The organism is Limnohabitans sp. 63ED37-2, assembly GCF_001412535.1.
Lineage (GTDB): Bacteria > Pseudomonadota > Gammaproteobacteria > Burkholderiales > Burkholderiaceae_C > Limnohabitans_A.
The window spans coordinates 629302-647337 of sequence record NZ_CP011774.1 but is presented as its reverse complement, the minus strand read 5'-3'; the positions used below and the strand labels follow the sequence as shown (position 1 = coordinate 647337).

At 59.8% G+C, this 18036-nt stretch carries 15 protein-coding genes; 13 read left to right on the top strand and 2 right to left on the bottom strand.

Going from position 1 to position 18036, the window contains the following annotated elements; all coding sequences use genetic code 11:
- The first annotated feature begins 8 nt into the window (after nucleotides 1-8).
- The 7 genes from L63ED372_RS16475 (at nucleotide 9) to L63ED372_RS16335 (ending at nucleotide 7576) form a co-directional block, all read left to right on the top strand.
- Nucleotides 9-890: an HsdM family class I SAM-dependent methyltransferase gene (locus L63ED372_RS16475; protein WP_231624546.1), complete on the top strand. Its 882-nt coding sequence runs from the start codon at nucleotides 9-11 to the stop codon at nucleotides 888-890.
- A gap of 35 nt (nucleotides 891-925) precedes the next feature.
- The gene (locus L63ED372_RS03055) at nucleotides 926-2092 is read left to right on the top strand and encodes a restriction endonuclease subunit S (RefSeq protein ID WP_197275311.1); all 1167 of its coding nucleotides are present in this window, start codon (nucleotides 926-928) and stop codon (nucleotides 2090-2092) included.
- A gap of 219 nt (nucleotides 2093-2311) precedes the next feature.
- Nucleotides 2312-3463, top strand: a complete 1152-nt coding sequence (locus L63ED372_RS03050) for an ImmA/IrrE family metallo-endopeptidase (protein WP_062407562.1) — start codon at nucleotides 2312-2314, stop codon at nucleotides 3461-3463.
- Complete coding sequence (locus L63ED372_RS03045) at nucleotides 3450-3929, top strand: DUF4411 family protein (protein ID WP_156343540.1); 480 nt, start codon at nucleotides 3450-3452, stop codon at nucleotides 3927-3929. Before L63ED372_RS03050 ends, L63ED372_RS03045 begins: the two co-directional genes overlap by 14 nt.
- Before the next feature lie 109 nt (nucleotides 3930-4038).
- A complete protein-coding gene (locus L63ED372_RS03040) occupies nucleotides 4039-4638 on the top strand; it encodes a nucleotidyltransferase domain-containing protein (RefSeq protein WP_062403153.1) in 600 nt (199 codons plus the stop codon).
- A gap of 63 nt (nucleotides 4639-4701) precedes the next feature.
- A complete protein-coding gene (gene hsdR, locus L63ED372_RS03035) occupies nucleotides 4702-7047 on the top strand; it encodes an EcoAI/FtnUII family type I restriction enzme subunit R (RefSeq protein WP_062403150.1) in 2346 nt (781 codons plus the stop codon).
- Between the two features lie 43 nt (nucleotides 7048-7090).
- A complete protein-coding gene (locus tag L63ED372_RS16335) occupies nucleotides 7091-7576 on the top strand; it encodes a hypothetical protein (protein ID WP_156343539.1) in 486 nt (161 codons plus the stop codon).
- 224 nt (nucleotides 7577-7800) lie between these two features.
- Here the strand turns inward: L63ED372_RS16335 and L63ED372_RS03030 are convergent, their stop codons facing one another.
- Entirely contained in the window at nucleotides 7801-9954 is a 2154-nt protein-coding gene (locus tag L63ED372_RS03030) for a 3-hydroxyacyl-CoA dehydrogenase NAD-binding domain-containing protein (RefSeq protein WP_062407559.1), read from the bottom strand.
- A 22-nt stretch (nucleotides 9955-9976) separates the two neighbouring features.
- Nucleotides 9977-11182: an acetyl-CoA C-acetyltransferase gene (locus L63ED372_RS03025; protein ID WP_062403147.1), complete on the bottom strand. Its 1206-nt coding sequence runs from the start codon at nucleotides 11180-11182 to the stop codon at nucleotides 9977-9979.
- Between the two features lie 122 nt (nucleotides 11183-11304).
- Between L63ED372_RS03025 and L63ED372_RS03020 the strand changes: the two genes are divergently transcribed.
- The 6 genes from L63ED372_RS03020 to L63ED372_RS02995 are packed head-to-tail and all read left to right on the top strand — an operon-like array spanning nucleotide 11305 to nucleotide 18029.
- Nucleotides 11305-12468: an acyl-CoA dehydrogenase family protein gene (locus L63ED372_RS03020; RefSeq protein ID WP_062403144.1), complete on the top strand. Its 1164-nt coding sequence runs from the start codon at nucleotides 11305-11307 to the stop codon at nucleotides 12466-12468.
- A gap of 59 nt (nucleotides 12469-12527) precedes the next feature.
- Nucleotides 12528-13181, top strand: coding sequence for a TetR/AcrR family transcriptional regulator (locus L63ED372_RS03015; protein ID WP_062403141.1), 654 nt, complete (start codon nucleotides 12528-12530; stop codon nucleotides 13179-13181).
- On the top strand, nucleotides 13178-14077 hold the full coding sequence (locus tag L63ED372_RS03010) for an SDR family oxidoreductase (protein ID WP_062403138.1): 900 nt from the start codon (nucleotides 13178-13180) through the stop codon (nucleotides 14075-14077). The genes L63ED372_RS03015 and L63ED372_RS03010 overlap by 4 nt, the downstream gene beginning before the upstream one ends.
- Entirely contained in the window at nucleotides 14074-15684 is a 1611-nt protein-coding gene (locus tag L63ED372_RS03005; RefSeq protein ID WP_062403135.1) for an acyl-CoA carboxylase subunit beta, read from the top strand. Before L63ED372_RS03010 ends, L63ED372_RS03005 begins: the two co-directional genes overlap by 4 nt.
- A gap of 10 nt (nucleotides 15685-15694) precedes the next feature.
- Nucleotides 15695-16834, top strand: a complete 1140-nt coding sequence (locus L63ED372_RS03000; RefSeq protein ID WP_062403132.1) for a DNA alkylation repair protein — start codon at nucleotides 15695-15697, stop codon at nucleotides 16832-16834.
- 22 nt (nucleotides 16835-16856) lie between these two features.
- Complete coding sequence (locus L63ED372_RS02995) at nucleotides 16857-18029, top strand: acyl-CoA dehydrogenase family protein (RefSeq protein ID WP_062403129.1); 1173 nt, start codon at nucleotides 16857-16859, stop codon at nucleotides 18027-18029.
- The last annotated feature ends 7 nt before the right edge of the window (nucleotides 18030-18036 follow it).

The following is an 18036-nucleotide window of genomic DNA, read 5'->3' as shown; positions in this document are numbered from 1 at the left end:
TCGAGGTGATGCAACCCCAAATTGGCGAACGCATTTACGACGCGGCCTGCGGGTCAGCCGGCTTTTTGTGCGAAGCCTTTGCCTACCTCAGCCCCAAAGCCACCAAGGCCGACGACCTGGACACGCTGCAAAAGCGCACCTTCTTCGGCAAAGAGAAAAAGAGCCTCGCCTATGTGATCGGCATCATGAACATGATCCTGCACGGCATCGAGGCGCCCAACATCGTGCACACCAACACGCTGGGCGAAAACATCAACGACATTCAAGAGCGTGACCGCTACGACGTGATCCTGGCCAACCCGCCCTTTGGCGGCAAAGAGCGCAAAGAGGTGCAGCAAAACTTCCCCATCAAAACCGGGGAAACCGCTTTCTTGTTCATGCAGCACTTCATCAAAAGCCTGCGTGCCGGGGGCCGTGCGGCGGTGGTCATCAAAAACACATTCCTCAGCAACACCGACAACGCCAGCGTGGCCCTGCGCAAACAGCTGCTGACCGACTGCAACCTGCACACCGTGCTGGACTGCCCCGGCGGCACCTTTCAGGGCGCGGGCGTCAAAACCGTGGTGCTGTTTTTCACCAAAGGCGAGCCCACCCGCAAGACTTGGTTCTACCAATTGGACCCCGGCCGCAACATGGGCAAAACCAACCCGCTGAACGACGCGGACTTGGTGGAGTTTGTGCAACTGCAAAAGACGCTTGCCGACTCGCCCAAAAGCTGGAGCGTGGCCGCCGACACCGTGAACCTGGACACGTTTGACCTGTCGGTGAAAAACCCGAACGGCCGCGAAGAAGTGGTGCACCGCAGCCCGGCGGACATCCTCGACGAGATCGCGGCGCTGGATGCCGAGGCGGCTGAGGTGTTGGGGAATATTCGGGGGTTGTTGGCGTGAAGGCGGGTTGGCAGTCTAGGCTCCTTGATTCTCTAGTGACTCATGATTCGCCAATCACTTACGGTGTTGTGAAACCGGGCGATGAAGGCGAAGTGCCTTTTGTAAGGGGCGGTGATATTACTGATGGACTTGTTCGTATAGATCAACTTCGAACCATAACGACGACTGTTTCCCAACAATACAAACGTACGTTACTGAGCGGCGGTGAATTGCTGATTTCCCTTGTTGGACAACCGGGACAGGTAGCTGTGGCTACGCAAACCTTGGCTGGGGCAAACATTGCACGTCAGGTTGGTCTAATTCGATTGCAAGATATCGTTGATGCACATTTTGTGAGCTATTTCCTGCGCTCTCCAGATGGCATCGCTGGGCTTGGTAAGTTCACTGGCGGGTCTGTACAGCAAGTCATAAATTTGAGCGATCTACGCCAAGTTCCAGTTCCACTTCCCCCTTTAGACGAGCAACGCCGCATCGTCACCATCCTCGACGAAGCCTTTGCCGACATCGCCACCGCCAAAGCTAACGCCGAAAAGAACCTCCAAAACGCCCGCGAGCTGTTCACACGAATAAGCGGCAGCGTGCTCGCGCACTACGCGAATACCAGTCAAGAGATCACTCTTGAAGAGCTGGTCGAGCCCGATTGCAGCTTGTCTTACGGCATCGTTCAACCTGGTGATGAAATGGCTAACGGCCTGCACATCGTGCGGCCCGTGGACATGACCACCGATGTGGTCATGTTGGATGGACTGAAAAGAATAGATCCCTCTTTGGCCAATTCTTATGCCCGAACCACGCTCAAAGGCAATGACATTCTGCTGTGCGTACGCGGCACGACCGGCACCGTAGCACTCGCACACAGCGAATTGGCCGGAGCGAACGTGACACGCGGCATCGTACCCATCCGTTTTGACCCAGCAAAACTTTCACAGCGGTTTGGTTACTACCTGCTGCGATCTGAGCCCGCCCAATTACAAATTCAAGCCAAGACCTATGGCACTGCATTGCAACAAATCAACATCCGCGATTTAAGGCAGTTGACCTTGCCTGTCCCTGCCCCACAAGATCAAGAAGTCATCGTTCAGCGCCTGAGTGCATTGGAAGAAGAAACTAAGCAGCTGACAGCGGCATACGAAAACAAACTGACCGCCCTCGACGACCTCAAAAAATTCCTGCTGCACCAAGCCTTCAGCGGGCAGCTTTGACCCGTCAATATTGACGGCGGGGCAAGCACTAAGAAATCCTTCGCAGTTCACAATCTGAGCAGCTTGCTGCGAAATCTATCGAATGTGCAAAAACTGCACATTGCATGCACCTGAACTGCCGAGAATTACTCGGTAGTTCTCGCGAAGCCTATTCGCATCACCAAGTCCACAGGTTTTCCCTGAAAGGTCAGGGTCAAGTAGTTCTATAAAATGAAACCCATGGACCGCATTCAGTCGATCAACCCCGCCCGCATTGCCTGGTGTTGTGCCGATCATGGCATCACGCCAGAGGCGCTTGCGGCCGAGGTAGGCATATCGGCGGATCGCATGTCTGCTGTGATGCACGATGGCGAAGGATTGACCTTCAACCAACTGCGCAGCGTGGCCGATTTCTTTGGTCGTGGCGTGCTCTTTTTTCTGGAAGCGGAGCCGGTAGAGGCACCGCAGGTTCACACGCCCCAGTTTCGTACTCTGGCCAGCCAAAACCCTGAACTCTCCCCGCGACTCAAGAACCTGATCGAACGCGTTGAAAAACAACGCCAGATTTTCCTGAGTCTGCAGGATGAGCTGGACAGCGATGCTTGGACGTCCTTTGAAGCCCCCGACCTGCCCAGCCGCGATGTGGCCACTGCCGCCCGCCGTGTTCGCCAATGGCTAGGCTTGGGCGACAAAAACGATTTCGAGTCTTACCGCACAGCGGTCGAGGCCAAAGGCATTCTGGTGTTTCGCACCAACGGCTACAACGGCAAATGGCAGATCGCCAAGGAAAGCCCAATTGCTGGCTTTGCTCTGTACGACGAGCAATGTCCGGTCATCGTCGTCAAAAAGATGGCCAGCGAAGCCACTCAAAGCTTCACGCTCATGCACGAGCTGGCCCATGTGCTACTGCACAAGACCAGCTGGATCGACGAAGAATCCGACTTGCGCAGTACCCAAGGCCGCGAACGTGAAGCGAACCAGTTTGCCGGTCTGGTTTTGGTGCCAGACGCATTTCTCAAGCAAATCGACGACATGAGCCGCCCGGCAGAGGCGGCCATGCTGGACGAATGGCTCCGACCCCACCATTTGAAATGGGGCGCGAGCACCGAAGTCATCTTGCGCAGGCTCATGGACGTGGGGCGACTGCCCCTGGCTGTCTATATGGCTTACCGCGAGTTGGTATCGGACAGAACCTATAACAATGAAGATCAGGGTGGGTCGCGCGCATACCGGTATCGCGAGCCCAGACACATGTTTGGTGATCGGTATGTGCGCACAGTGCTTGACTCCCTCAGCGCGCAGCACATCACGCTGTCCAAAGCCAGTGGCTACCTGGACGGTTTGAAGATTGCAGATGTGCACGCGCTGGAGCGGTTCTGTGCACACCCTTGACGCCTCATCCATCCTCCACGCGTGGGACAACTACCCATTCACCCAGTTTCCCGGCTTGTGGGACTGGCTGGCAGGTCAAATACAGGCCCAGAGGCTGTCGATTCCTACGGTCGCCCTTGAAGAGGTGGGCCACAAATCCCCCGATTGCGCCACATGGCTCAAGTCCCAGAACATTCGTCGCTTGCCCATGGGCAATGCGGTTCTACAGGCCGCCAAGCAAATCAAGGATGAAGTGGGCATCCAGAACGACAAGTACCACCCCAAGGGCGTTGACGAAAACGACATCCTGATCATTGCCTCCGCGCAGTACCACGGGACCACCTTGGTGACCGATGAAAAGCGCCAGTTCGGCAAACAGAACGAACCGACCAAGCGGAAAATCCCTGCCGTGTGTGACCTGCCCGGCGTGCAGGTGGCTCACTTGAACTTTTTGGACTACCTCAGGCAATCTCAGCAGGTATTTTGAAACCCGTGTCCGTCGTCGGTTGCCATAAAGCCAAAAACAAGCCTCCTGTTGTTAATCTGACTACATTGATGTATATTCGACAACATCGTTGTCAATTCAACATCAAACCATGAACGAAGCCCAGCTCATCGAGGTTTTTGGCGGTCAGGCCCGATTCAAAGTGCTGCAAGCCCTGTTTACCGAACCGGGTCGGGGATTTGGTCCGCGTGAACTGGCCGCAGCCTCGGGCATCGATCCCGGCAACACGGCCCGCTTGCTCAAGCGCTGGTCCGTGGCTGGCCTGGTGCAGCGCCGCCAGCAGGATGGCCTGCCCCGCTATTACGCCAGCACAGACCCTCAGTTGGCACCGCTGGTGACCCTCATGCAGCAAGACAGCGCGCTGGTACGCACGCTGCACGAAACCCTTGAGAAGCTGGATGGGATCGAAGTGGCCTTGGTGTTTGGCTCGGTGGCCAGGGGCCAAGCCACAGCCAGCAGCGATGTCGACGTGCTGATTCTGGGCACGGCTTCTGAACTCAAGGCCAACGCCGCACTCAGGCCTGCAGGTCGCCAGTTGGGCCGAAAGGTGCACGCCACTGCGTGTACGATAGAAGCATTCAGAAAACAGGTACTAGACCGTGAAAGCTTTGCCCAAGAGATCGTCCAAAGCCCTCGCATTCCGCTGATTGGACATTTTGATGCTGCGTTCTTTTCAGCGCCTGGCCAGTGAGCCAGATGCCCCCGTCAAACAGCAGGTGACCAACGCCAAACTGCTCACCCGAGGCCTGCAGCCATGAACGAAGCCGAAACCCGCGCCGAACACATCGACCCGGCCCTGGCCGCCGCAGGCTGGGGCCAGGTGGATGGCAGCCGGATCTTGCGGGAGCACAACATCACGGCGGGCCGCCTGCAAGGCGCGGGCAAGCGGGCGCGGGCCGACATTGCCGACTACGTGCTGGTCTACCGCAACACCAAGCTGGCCGTGGTCGAGGCCAAGGCTTGGGCCAAGCCGCTGACCGAGGGCGTGGGCCAAGCCAAGAGCTATGCGGCCAAGCTGGCGATTCGGCGCGCGTTCGCCACCAACGGCCAAGGCATTTACAGCATCGACATGCACACGGGTGCCGAGGGTGAAGTGGCCTGCTACCCCACACCCGACGAGCTGTGGGAGCTGGCCTTTGGCGAAAGCGAGGCACAAGCCGCCGCGTGGCGCAAACACTTCGCAGCCGTGCCGCTAGAGGACAAAGGCGGCACATGGACAGGCCGCTATTACCAAGAGGCCGCCATTAACCGCGTGCTCGAATCGGTAGCCCAAGGCAACGACCGTGTGTTGCTAACGCTCGCCACCGGCACAGGCAAAACCTTCATCGCGTTTCAGCTGGCGTGGAAGCTGTTTCACAGCCGCTGGAATCTCAAGGATTGGAAAGACGGCACAGAGCCCAGCCGCCGCCCGCGCATTTTGTTTTTGGCGGACCGCAACATCCTGGCCGATCAGGCATTCACCGCGTTCTCGCCCTTCCCCGAAGATGCGGTGGTGCGCATCGACCCCGGCGACATCAAGAAGAAAGGCCGCGTACCCAAGAACGGCAGCGTGTTCTTCACGATCTTCCAGACCTTCATGAGTGGTCCGGGCGATACGCCCTACTTTGGCGAATACCCGCCAGACTTTTTTGACTTCATCATCATCGACGAGTGCCACCGGGGCGGCGCCAACGACGAAGGCAGCTGGCGGGCGATTTTGGAGTACTTCAGCCCCGCCGTGCAGCTGGGCCTGACGGCCACCCCCAAGCGCACGATCAACGCAGACACCTATGGCTATTTTGGTGACCCGGTTTACACCTACTCGCTCAAGGACGGCATCAACGATGGCTTTTTGACGCCGTTTCGCGTCAAGCAAATCGTGACCACGCTGGACGATTACGTCTACACCGCCGACGACATGGTGCTGGACGGCGAAGTGCAGCAGGGCAAGCGCTACGAAGAAAAAGACTTCAACCGCAGCATCGAGATCAAAGAGCGCGAAGCCTACCGCGTCAAGCTGTTCATGGACAGCATTGACCAGCGCGAAAAAACCATCGTGTTTTGCGCCACACAGCAGCACGCCCTGCTGGTGCGCGACTTGATCAACCAGATCAAGACCAGCCCCGCGCCCGACTATTGCGTCCGCGTGACCGCCGACGACGGCAAGCTGGGCGAGCAGCACCTGAGCCAGTTTCAGGACAACGAAAAAACGCTGCCCACCATCCTGACCACGTCGCAAAAACTCTCCACAGGCGTGGACGCCCGCAACGTGCGCAACATCGTGCTGATGCGGCCTGTGAATTCGATGATCGAGTTCAAGCAAATCATTGGCCGCGGCACGCGCTTGTATGACGGCAAGGACTACTTCACGATCTACGACTTTGTGAAGGCGCACCACCTGTTCAGCGACCCAGAATGGGACGGCGAACCTGTGGAGCCCGAGCCACCCACAGAAAAGCCTTTACCCCCAAGCTGGCAACCACAAGATCCGACCGATCCACCCAAGGTGAGCATGCCAGGCGAAGAGCGCCCGGCCAAGCTGGTGGTCAAACTGGCCGACGGCAAAACCCGCACTATCCAGCACATCACCTCCACCAGCTACTGGGGGCCAGACGGCAAGCCACTGTCACCCGCGCAGTTTTTGGAAAGCCTGTTCGGCGCCCTGCCCGAGTTCTTCAAGAACGAAGACGAACTGCGCACCCTGTGGGCCGACCCGACCACGCGCAAAGCGCTGCTGGGCGGCCTGGCCGACAAAGGCTTTGGCCGCGACCCGCTGCGCGAGATGCAACGCATCATCGAAGCCGAAAAAAGCGACCTCTTCGACGTGCTGGCCTACGTGGCCTTTGCCCTGCCCACCGAAACCCGCGCTACCCGTGCGGAACGCGCCAAGGCCCACAACGCGGTGACCTACGGCCAAAAGCAACAAGCGTTTTTAGCCTTTGTACTCGACCAATACGTGACACAAGGCGTAGACCAACTCGACGCCGACAAACTCACCCCACTGCTGAAGCTGCGCTACAACGCGCTGAATGACGCGATGGCGGAATTGGGGGATGCGGTGCAGGTGAGGCAGGCGTTTGTGGGGATGCAGAGGTATTTGTATCAAGACAAACATCTTTAACTCACTTCTAAAGTTCCGTCAGATCCCAAACAACACTTAAACAATGTTTACGAAATCCGAAAGAGACTCCGTATGGGAGGCATGGCTTGATTCCGAATATCAAAAACGGTATTGGCATGCTAAAGCCACACAATTTTCCAACCGTGAACGCAAGCTACAAATCTTGCTAGCGATTCTGTCTTCCTCAGCTTTACTCGCCCTTCTTGGAGATTTAGCCCAGCTCTGGATATGGAAAATCTTATCGTTTCTAACCGCGTCACTTGCAACCATTCAACCTTTTCTAAATTACACGCGTGACACGCACAAGATGCACGACATTGGATCTCAATGGCACCAACTTGAGATTGAATTTGAAGCTATCTGGAGAACCTTAGAAAGCAATGGTTTTTCTGAGAAAAAATTCAAAGAACTAAAAAACCAAACGGTGGAAATATCAAAGAAGGCTACAGAATTACCTTCGGACGATCAAACGCTTCAAAATGAATGTCAAAAAGCATTACTTAAATTTAGGGGATTGAAAAATGATTAATGACGGTAGAAAAGGTCAAGTTCCAACACCATCTCCTTGGCCAGCCCCTCCACCATTGCCCAACAAACCCAGCGCAGGTTAATTTTTCAATAAAAAACTCAACTGCCCTGAAGCCTTCTCAACACGCCTGAGGCGAGCCGGTTGTGGCGTGTGCAAAATTAAAAAACGCAGCCCCAGTCTCCCGGATGCTGCGTTTTGACTTGCAAGCCCTTCCGGGCTTTGCCTCAATACACCGGCTGATGCTGCTTCAAGCTCGCAATGACTTCCGCCGTCAGCGCAAAACCCGCCCCATACAACGCCGCCAGTTCAGCGCAACGCTTGGCAAACGCATCCACACCTTGGCCATAGATGAATTGCAGCGCCCCACCCGTCCAGGCCGGAAAGCCGATGCCAAAAATCGAGCCGATGTTGCCGTCGTGCACCGAGGTCAGCACGCCTTCTTGCAGGCAGCGGGCGGTTTCTACCGCTTGGCGGTACAGCAGGCGGTCTTTGATGTCTTGCTGGCTATAGGCCACGTCAGCTTTTTCAAAGCGGGTTTTCAGTTCAGGCCACAGCACTTTTTTCTGGCCAGCGGGGTAGTCGTAAAAACCACCGCCTGCGGCGCGGCCGGGGCGCTTGAGTTCTTTGACCATGCGCTCGACCAGCAGTTCGCCGGGCGTGGCGGTGTAGGTTTTGCCTTCCTTGGAGAAGTCTTCGCGGGTTTGGTCCAGCACATGCACCGACAAAGACAGCGCCGTTTCGTCCAGCACGGCCAGTGGCCCAACCGGCATGCCGACTTGCATGGCCAGGTTTTCGATCACGGGGGCGGGGATGCCCTCGCCCAGCATGGCCGCGCCTTCCATCACAAAGGTGCCGAAGGTGCGGCTGGTGTAAAAGCCACGCGAGTCGTTCACCACGATGGGCAGCTTGCCCAGCGCCTGCACGTAGTCGTATGCGCGGGCAATCGTCTCGTCGTCGGTCTGTGCGCCGCGAATGATCTCCACCAGCTGCATCTTGTCGACGGGGCTGAAGAAGTGGATGCCGACGAATTTGTTCGCGTTGGCGCTGGCCGTGGCCAGGCCGCTGATGGGCAAGGTGGAGGTGTTGCTGGCAAAGAAGCCGCCTTCGGCCAGCATGGGCTCGGCCTCTTGCGTGACACGGGCCTTGAGTTCGCGGTTTTCAAACACGGCTTCGATGATCAGGTCGCAGCCCTTGAGATCAGCGGCGCTGGCCGTGGGCTGGATGAGTGACAACAAGGCCGCTTGTTTGTCTGCAGTCATGCGGCCTTTGTCCACGCGTTTTTGCGTGAGCTTGTGGCTGTAGGCCTTGCCTTTTTCAGCGGCTTCCAAGCTCACGTCTTTGAGCACTGTGGCGATGCCCCGGCTGGCTTGTGAATGCGCAATGCCCGAGCCCATCATGCCTGCGCCCAAGATGCCCACTTTTTGGGGCTTGTAGCGCGGTGCAGCCTTGGGGCGGCTTTGGCCGCCCTTGATGCTGTTCATGTTGAAGAAGAAGGTGTTGATCATGTTGCGCGCCACCTGGCTGGTCATCAAGCCAGCGAGGTAACGGCTTTCGATGCGCATGGCGGTGTCAAAGTCCACCATCGCGCCTTCGACCATGGCGGCCAGCGCCGCTTCGGGCGCGGGGTACAGGCCGCGTGTTTTTTGCTTGAGCACGGCAGGGGCCACACTCAACATGCCCGCGATCTTGGGGTTGCTCGGCGTGCCGCCGGGCATTTTGTAGTCCTTGCGGTCCCACGGGTGTTGGGCCGCTTCGGGCTGGCCTTGGCTTGCCGCAATGTGCGCCAGAGCGCGGGGGCGCAGCTGGTCGTCGCTGGCCACGATCTCGTGCACCAGGCCCAGCTTTTGCGCCTCTTCGGGGCCAAAGAGTTTGCTCTCCAGCACATAGGGCTGCGCGGCCAGCAGGCCCAACTGGCGGGTCATTTTGGTGATGCCGCCGCCACCAGGAATCAAGCCCAGCGTGACTTCGGGCAAACCGAACTGTGTTTTGGGGTTGGCGGTGGCGATCCGGTGGTGGCCGATCAGCGCCACTTCCCAGCCGCCACCGAGGGCCGAGCCATTGAGGCAGCTGACCACGGGCACGCCCAGCGTCTCGATGGTGCGAAAAGCTTTCTTGATGCCTTCGATGTCGGCAAAGACACGCGGGCCGTCTGAGGCTTTGGAGCGCATCACGCCCTTGAGGTCGGCCCCCGCAAAAAAGGTTGACTTGGCAGAGGCCAGGATGACGCCTTTCAATGCCGCCTTGTCTTTGGCCACCTGCTCGGCCGCCTGGGCCAGGTCGTCCTGCCATTGCAGGCACATGGTGTTGACCGGCGAGCCCTGCTCGTCAAAGGTGATGGTGGCGAGGCCGTCCGCCAGTTCGTAGCGCAATGTTTTCAAAATCATGATTCTGTCTCCCCGGTCAAACGCGTTCAACGATGGTGGCAATGCCCATGCCGCCGCCCACACACAAAGTGGCCAAGCCGTAGCGCAGTTGGCGGCGGTGCAGCTCGTCGATCAGGATGCCCAAAATCATCGCGCCCGTGGCCCCCAGCGGGTGGCCCATGGCGATCGCGCCACCGTTCACGTTGACCTTGTCGTGCGACACGCCCATCTCTTGCATGAACTTCATGGGCACGGCGGCAAAGGCTTCGTTCACTTCGAACAAATCGATCTGGTCAATCGTGAGGCCCGCCTTGGCCAGCGCCTTGCGTGCGGCGGGCATGGGGCCTGTGAGCATGATGGTCGGGTCAGCGCCGGACAAGGCCACCGACACGATGCGGGCACGCGGCGTGAGGCCGTGTGTTTTGCCTGCGGCTTCCGAGCCGATCAGCACCGCCGCCGCACCGTCCACGATGCCGGAGGAGTTGCCCGCATGGTGCACATGGTGGATGCGTTCGACCTGTGGGTAGCGCTGCAAGGCCACGGCGTCAAAGCCCATGCCGCCGAGTTGTTCAAACGAGGCTTTCAGGCCACCCAGTGTTTCCACCGTGGTGCTGGGCTTGATGAATTCGTCTTGCGCCAGGATGATCTGGCCCAGCTTGTCTTTGACCGGCACGACCGAGCCATCGAAGTAGCCCGCCGCACGCGCGGCCGTGGCGCGCTTTTGCGACTCAACCGCAAAGGCATCGACATCGTGACGGCTGAAGCCACTCATGGTGGCGATCAGGTCGGCGCCAATGCCTTGTGGCACAAACAGCGTGGCGCTGTTGGTCTCAGGGTCTTGCGCCCAAGCGCCGCCGTCCGCACCAATCGGCACGCGGCTCATGCTTTCAACGCCACCAGCGACTACCAGTTCTTCCCAGCCGCTGCGCACCTTCATGGCGGCCATGTTGACCGCTTCCAGGCCCGAGGCGCAAAAACGGTTGAGCTGCACGCCCGAGCAGCGCCAGTCCCAGCCTGCGGCCAAGGCCGCCACTTTAGGGATGACCGAGCCCTGCTCGCCAATGGGCGAGACCACGCCCATGACCACGTCGTCCACCGCAGCGGTGTCGAACTGGTTGCGGCTTTGCAGCTCGCGCAGCACGCCGCTCAAGAGACTGATCGGCTTGACCTCGTGCAGGCTGCCGTCTTTTTTGCCTTTGCCACGCGGTGTGCGTATGGCGTCATAAACAAATGCTTCGCTCATGCTGTCTCCTGGGGGTCATCAGGGGGTTTGCCCTGTGTTGTGGTGGTTTCTAAACAGTATAGACTTTTACCAAGCAAACGCTTTGTATAAATCTTCCATCTTCAGTCCAACAGGTGACAGCCATGATCGAACGCACCCTTTTTTCCGCCGACCACGAAGCCTTCCGTGACAGTTTTCGCCGCTTCATGGACAAAGAAATCGCCCCCCACCACGACGCCTGGGAAGAGCAGGGCTTCGTGGACCGCGCCGTGTGGGACAAGGCCGGTGAAAACGGCTTTTTGTGCATGACCCTGCCCGAGGCCTATGGCGGCTCGGATGCCGACAAGCTGTATTCGGTGGTGCAGATGGAGGAACTCGCACGCGCTGGTTTCAGCGGCATTGGTTACGGCCTGCACAGCGAGATCGTCGCGCCCTACATCCTGCATTACGGCACCGAGGCACAAAAGCAAAAGTACCTGCCCAAGCTGGCCAGCGGCGAGATGGTGGGCGCGATTGCCATGAGCGAACCCGCTGCAGGCTCGGACCTGCAGGGCGTGAAAACCACGGCCCTCTTGCAGCCCGACGGCACCTATTTGATCAACGGCAGCAAGACCTTCATCACCAACGGCTGGCACGCCGACTTGGTGATCTTGGTAGCCAAGACCGACCCGGCCGCCGGGGCCAAGGGCACCAGCCTATTCCTCATTGAACGCGGCATGCCCGGCTTTGAAAAGGGCAAGCGCTTGAAGAAGCTGGGCCTGAAAGCGCAAGACACCTCGGAGCTGTTTTTTGACAACGTCAAGGTCAGCGCCGACCAGCTGCTGGGCGGCGCGGCCATGCAGGGCAAGGGCTTCATTTGCCTGATGGAGCAGCTGCCTTGGGAGCGCCTGCAGATTGCCATTGGCGGCATCGCGGCTGCCCAAGCGGCCATCGACTGGACGGTGCAGTATGTGAAAGACCGCAAGGTGTTTGGCCAGGCCGTGGGCAACTACCAAAACACCCGCTACACCCTGGCCGAGTTGCAGACCGAGGTGCAAGTGGCGCGTGTGTTTGTGGACAAATGCAGCGAACTGTTGCTGCAAGACAAGCTCGACACGGCGACCGCCAGCATGGCCAAGTACTGGTGCTCGGACCTGCAATGCAAGGTGATGGACGAGTGTGTGCAGCTGCATGGAGGCTACGGCTACATGTGGGAATACCCCATCACCCGCGCCTATGCCGATGCGCGTGTGCAACGCATTTACGGCGGCACCAACGAGATTATGAAAGAAGTGATTTCGCGCAGCATGGGTTTGGCGGGGCGTTGAATGCCCGCCATTTCTTACTCCTTGTGGGAGCGACGCCCTCGTCGCGAAGGTTTAGTCAGATGACCACGCTGGCCGAGCCCAAACGCGCACGCGGTCGCCCCAAAAAGACCGAGGGCGAACGGGACGATGGCAACCGCCGCCAGGCGCTGATCTCGGCGGCGGCGCAGCTGTTCAAGCGGCAGGGTTACGACGCCACCAGCACCCGCGAGATCGCAGCACTTGTGGGCATGCAGTCGGGCTCGCCCTTCTACCACTTTGGCAACAAACAAGACCTCTTGCTGGCTGTGATGGTCGAGGGCATGAAGCAGGCTATTGCGCGGCAACACGCGGCTTGCACAAACACCACGGCCGACAGCGCCCGCGAGCGCCTGCGCCAACTGATCCGCCACCACTTCGATGTGCTGCTGGGCCCCGACAGTGACTTCATTCCGGTGATGCTCTACGAGTGGCGATCACTCGCACCCGCGCAGCGCAAAGCGATCACCGAACTCAAAGACGACTACGAGGCCGCCTGGATGCCGGTGCTGCAAGCCCTGCATGAGACAGGCCAACTGCAAGCGCCTGTGGGGTTGGCACGCTTGATGATTTTTGGTGCGCTCAACTGGTCGGTGCAGTGGTACGAACCTGCCCGCAAAAACAAGGTGGCCAAACGCGCCACGCTGGCCGAGTTGACCGAAACCGCCTTGCAACTTTTTTTAAAAGACACCCCATGAGCACATCGCCTGCCAGCACTTACCAATCGGTCTTCACCCCCGGCTTGCTGGTGGGGCAGGTGATCATGATCACCGGCGGCGGCTCGGGCATTGGCCGCTGCACCGCACACGAACTGGCGAGCTTGGGCGCACACGTCGTTATGGTGGGCCGCAACCCCAAAAAACTCGCCAACACCGCACAAGAGATCGTGGGTGACGGCGGCCAAGCGAGTTGGCACAGCTGTGACATTCGGCGCGAGGACGATGTGAAGGCCATGGTCGCGCAAGTGGTTCAGCAGCACGGGCGCATCCACGGCCTGGTCAACAACGCGGGCGGGCAATACATCTCGCCCCTGGCCAAGACCAGCGCCAAAGGCTGGCAAGCCGTCATCGACACCAACCTCACCGGTGGCTTTTTGGTGGCACGGGAGTGCTTCAACCAAAGCATGCAACAGCACGGCGGCGCGGTGGTCAACATCGTGGCCGACATGTGGGGCTCCATGCCGGGCATGGGCCACAGCGGCGCAGCGCGAGCAGGCATGGTCAGCTTCACCGAAACGGCTGCATTGGAATGGGCCGCACAGGGTGTGCGCGTGAATGCCGTGGCGCCCGGCTACATCGCCAGCAGTGGCATGGACCACTACCCGCCCGAGGCCGGACCGATGCTCCGCGAGATGCGCAACACGGTGCCACAAGGCCGTTTTGGCACCGAGGCCGAAACCTCGGCGGCGATTGTGTTCTTGCTCTCTCCCGCCGCCAGCTTCATCAGCGGCACCGTGCTGCGTGTGGACGGTGCCCGCCCACAAATGCGGATGGGCTGGCAACAAGGTGTGGCCAAGCCTGATGTGCAAACACGCGACGCCGTCAAAGCCTTTGACGGCTTTCACCGCGCCGTCACCCCCAAGGTATTCCAATGATGTTTGAATCCACCTGGAACCCGCACAGCCCTGTGGCACAGCAGCGGCGCCAAGCGGCACTCGCCCGCTTGGCGCAGTGGCAAGCCTTGCAAGATCGGGCAGCGCAAGCTTCCGCCCAGTCCAAACCCGTGTTCGACAAACGCGGGCAGTTGCTGCCGCGTGAGCGTGTGGCCTTGCTGCTGGACCCGGGTGCGCCCTTCTTGCCGCTGTGCGCGCTGGCGGGCTTCATGCAAGACACACCGGACCCGGCCAAGTCGGTGCCCGGTGGCGGCATGATCGCGGGCATCGGTTTCATCAACGGCGTGCGCTGCATGGTGGTGGCCAGCGACTCGGGCATCGAAGCCGGGGCGATTCAGGCCCGAGGCTTGGAAAAGATTTTGCGGGTGCAAGAGTTGGCGCTCGAAAACAAACTGCCCTTTGTGCACCTGGTCGAAAGCGCTGGGGCCAATTTGATGCAGTACAAGGTCGAAGGTTTTGTGCTGGGCGGCAGCCTGTTCCGCAACCTAGCGCGCCTGTCGGCAGCGGGCTTGCCAGTGCTCACAGTGCAACACGGATCGGGCACGGCAGGCGGTGCTTACATGCCGGGGCTGAGTGACACCGTCATCATGGTGCGCGGCAGGTCGCGGGCCTTTTTGGCGGGGCCGCCTTTGCTCAAAGCCGCCACCGGCGAAGTGGCCACGGAAGAAGAACTGGGCGGGGCAGAGATGCACACCAGCGTGTCAGGCCTGGGTGAGTACCTGTGTGAAGACGACCGCCACGCGCTGGGCACGGCACGCGATGTGGTGGCGCGTTGGGACTGGGCTGCGCACTCCACACAAAGACAAGCCAAGCCTCCGCGCTGGGATGCCGAAGAACTGCTGGGCCTGATGCCCGCCCACCACCGCGAACCGATCGACATGCGCGAAGTCATCTTGCGCTTGGTGGACGATTCGGATTTTCTGGAATTCAAACCGCTGTTTGGCGCGGCCACGGTGTGTGCACAGGCACGCATCGGCGGGCATGCTGTCGGCATCATCAGCAACAACGGGCCGATTGACGTGGCCGGGGCCAACAAGGCCACACACTTCATCCAGTGGATGTGTCAGCTGGGCCACCCCATCATTTATTTGCAAAACACCACCGGCTACATGGTGGGCAAAGACAGCGAGCAAGGCGGCATGATCAAACACGGCTCCAAGATGATCCAGGCCGTGACCAGTGCCACCGTTCCGCAGATCACCATCCAATGCGGGGCCTCGTTTGGCGCAGGCAACTACGGCATGTGCGGGCGGGGCTACGCACCGCGCTTTTTGTTCAGCTGGCCGGGGGCCAAAACCGCCGTGATGGGTGGCGAGCAAGCCGCACGCACCATGCAGATCGTGGCCGAGGCGGGCATGACCCGCAAAGGCATCACGCCCGACCCCGAAAAAATGCAAGCCCAGTTTGACAAGATCGTGGCCCTGTTTGAAGCGCAGGCCGATGCCTTCTACACCAGCGGCCTGGTGCTGGACGACGGCGTGATCGACCCGCGTGACACACGCAGTGTGCTGAGCTTTTGCCTCGACACCTGCGCTGAAAGTGCAGCCCGCCAGCCCCGTGCCTCGACCTTTGGCGTGGCCCGCATGTGAAGGCCCAAACATGGTCACCGATTTGAAACACATGCTCTCGCTGGACGCTGCCCACCAGTTGGGTGAGCAGCTGGCTGCAGCAGGGGCCACGGTGCACCGGGGCCAATGGCAAAAGGCCATGGGGGCCGACTTTGAGGCCTTGGGCCTGATGGACCGAGGCCGCCGCCTGGCCCAAGTAATGGCACAATTTTTGCCGCCTGACTTTGCACAGGCCGCCCCTGTGTTGGTGAGTGCCTTGGGCCGCCCCATGGGGCTGGACAAACACGGCGAGCCCACCGCCAGTGATGATGTGCCGAGCAGCTTCTTTTACCTGCCGCACAGCATGTACATCGCCACCCATGGCCTGCAGCATCTGCCCGAGGCGCTGCACACCCAACACGCCCTGACCCAGCGCTTCACCGCCGAATTCAGTCTGCGTCCGTTTTTGCAGCAACACACCCAGGCCACTTTGGCCCACCTGGCGTTGTGGGCGCAAGACGACAACGCGCATGTGCGCCGCGCCGTGAGCGAAGCCACACGCCCGCGCCTGCCTTGGGCTGCGCGTTTGCCCGATTTTGTGCGTGACCCTTCGCCCGTTCTGCCCTTGCTGGCCCGCTTGCGCGACGACCCCTCGTCCTATGTGCGCCGCTCGGTGGCCAACCACCTGAACGACATCGGCAAAGACCACCCGGAACTGCTCACCGGCCTGGCCCGCCAATGGCTGGACGATGCGCCGGTGCCCGCAACGCGGCAAAGCTTGCTGCGCCATGCGCTGCGCACCGCCATCAAACGGGGCGATGCGCAGGCCCTGGCCTTGTTTGGGCATGGGCAAGTGAGCCCTTTGCAAATTCAAAGCGCAAGCATTAGCCCGTCCAACGCCCGCATTGGCGAGAGCGTGACCGTGCGCTGCCAGTTGCACAACCACAGCGCACAAACGGCCCGCGCACTGGCCGATTGGCGGGTGTTTTATGTCAAGGCCAACGGCACGCTCAGCCCTAAGGTGTTCAAAGGCAGCACGGTGCAGGTCGAGGCCCACAGCAGTGTGGTGATCGAAAAAACCCTGTCGCTGCGCCAAATGAGCACCCGCACTCACCACCCGGGCCGCCACACGGTGGAGATCGCCCTCAATGGGCACTCTCACCCCGTCGGCCGCTTTGATCTGCAGCCCTGAACCCACCCCACGGAGACACACCATGCAATACACCCACGAGCACCGCGAAATCCAGAACACGCTCAAGCGTTTCATCGAAGCCGAGATCAACCCGCATGTGGACGAGTGGGAAGCGGCCGAGATTTTTCCGGCCCACGAGGTCTTCAAGAAGATGGGCGATCTGGGCCTCTTGGGCCTGACCAAGCCCGAGGCCTTTGGGGGTGCGGGCCTCGACTATTCGTACGGCATGGCCATGGCCGAGGCGCTGGGCCACATTGACTGCGGCGGCATTCCCATGGCCATTGGTGTGCAAACCGACATGGCCACGCCTGCGCTGGCGCGTTTTGGCAGCGACGAATTGCGTGCGCAGTTTCTGGCCCCGGCCATTGCGGGCGACATGGTGGGTTGTATTGGCGTGAGCGAGCCGGGTGCGGGCAGCGATGTGGCGGGCATCAAAACCGTGGCCCGCAAGGACGGTGACGACTACGTGATCAGCGGGCAAAAAATGTGGATCACCAACAGCCTGCAGGCCGACTGGATGTGCATGCTGGTCAACACGGGGGAAGGCCCGATCCATAAAAACAAGAGTCTCGTCATGGTGCCCATGCGCGAGAACGGCAAGTTGCTGCCCGGCATCGAGGTGGGCAAGAAGATCAAAAAAATCGGCATGAACAGCAGCGACACAGGCTTGATTTATTTTGACGAAGTGCGCGTGCCCCAGCGCTACCGCATCGGGGCCGAGGGCCAGGGCTTCATCTACCAGATGCAGCAGTTCCAAGAAGAACGCCTGTGGTGCGCGGCCAGCACGCTGCAGTCGCTGACCAACTGCATCCAGTGGACGGTGGAGTGGGCACAAGAGCGCAAGCTGTTTGGCAGCACACTGGCCGACCAGCAGTGGGTGCAGTTCAAGCTCGCCGAACTCAAGGCAGATGTGGAATGCCTGCGCGCCCTGACCTACCAGGCCTGCGAGCACTACATCGCGGGCGAAGACGTGACCGAATGGGCCACCATGGCCAAACTCAAAGCCGGGCGTCTAAACCGCACCGTGCCGGACACCTGCCTACAGTTCTGGGGCGGCATGGGCTTCACTTGGGAGAACAAGGTTTCGCGCATGTACCGCGATGGACGCTTGGCCTCGATAGGTGGTGGCGCGGACGAGGTGATGCTGGGCATCTTGTCCAAGATGATGGGCATTGCCAAACGGCCCCAAAAATGAGCACGTC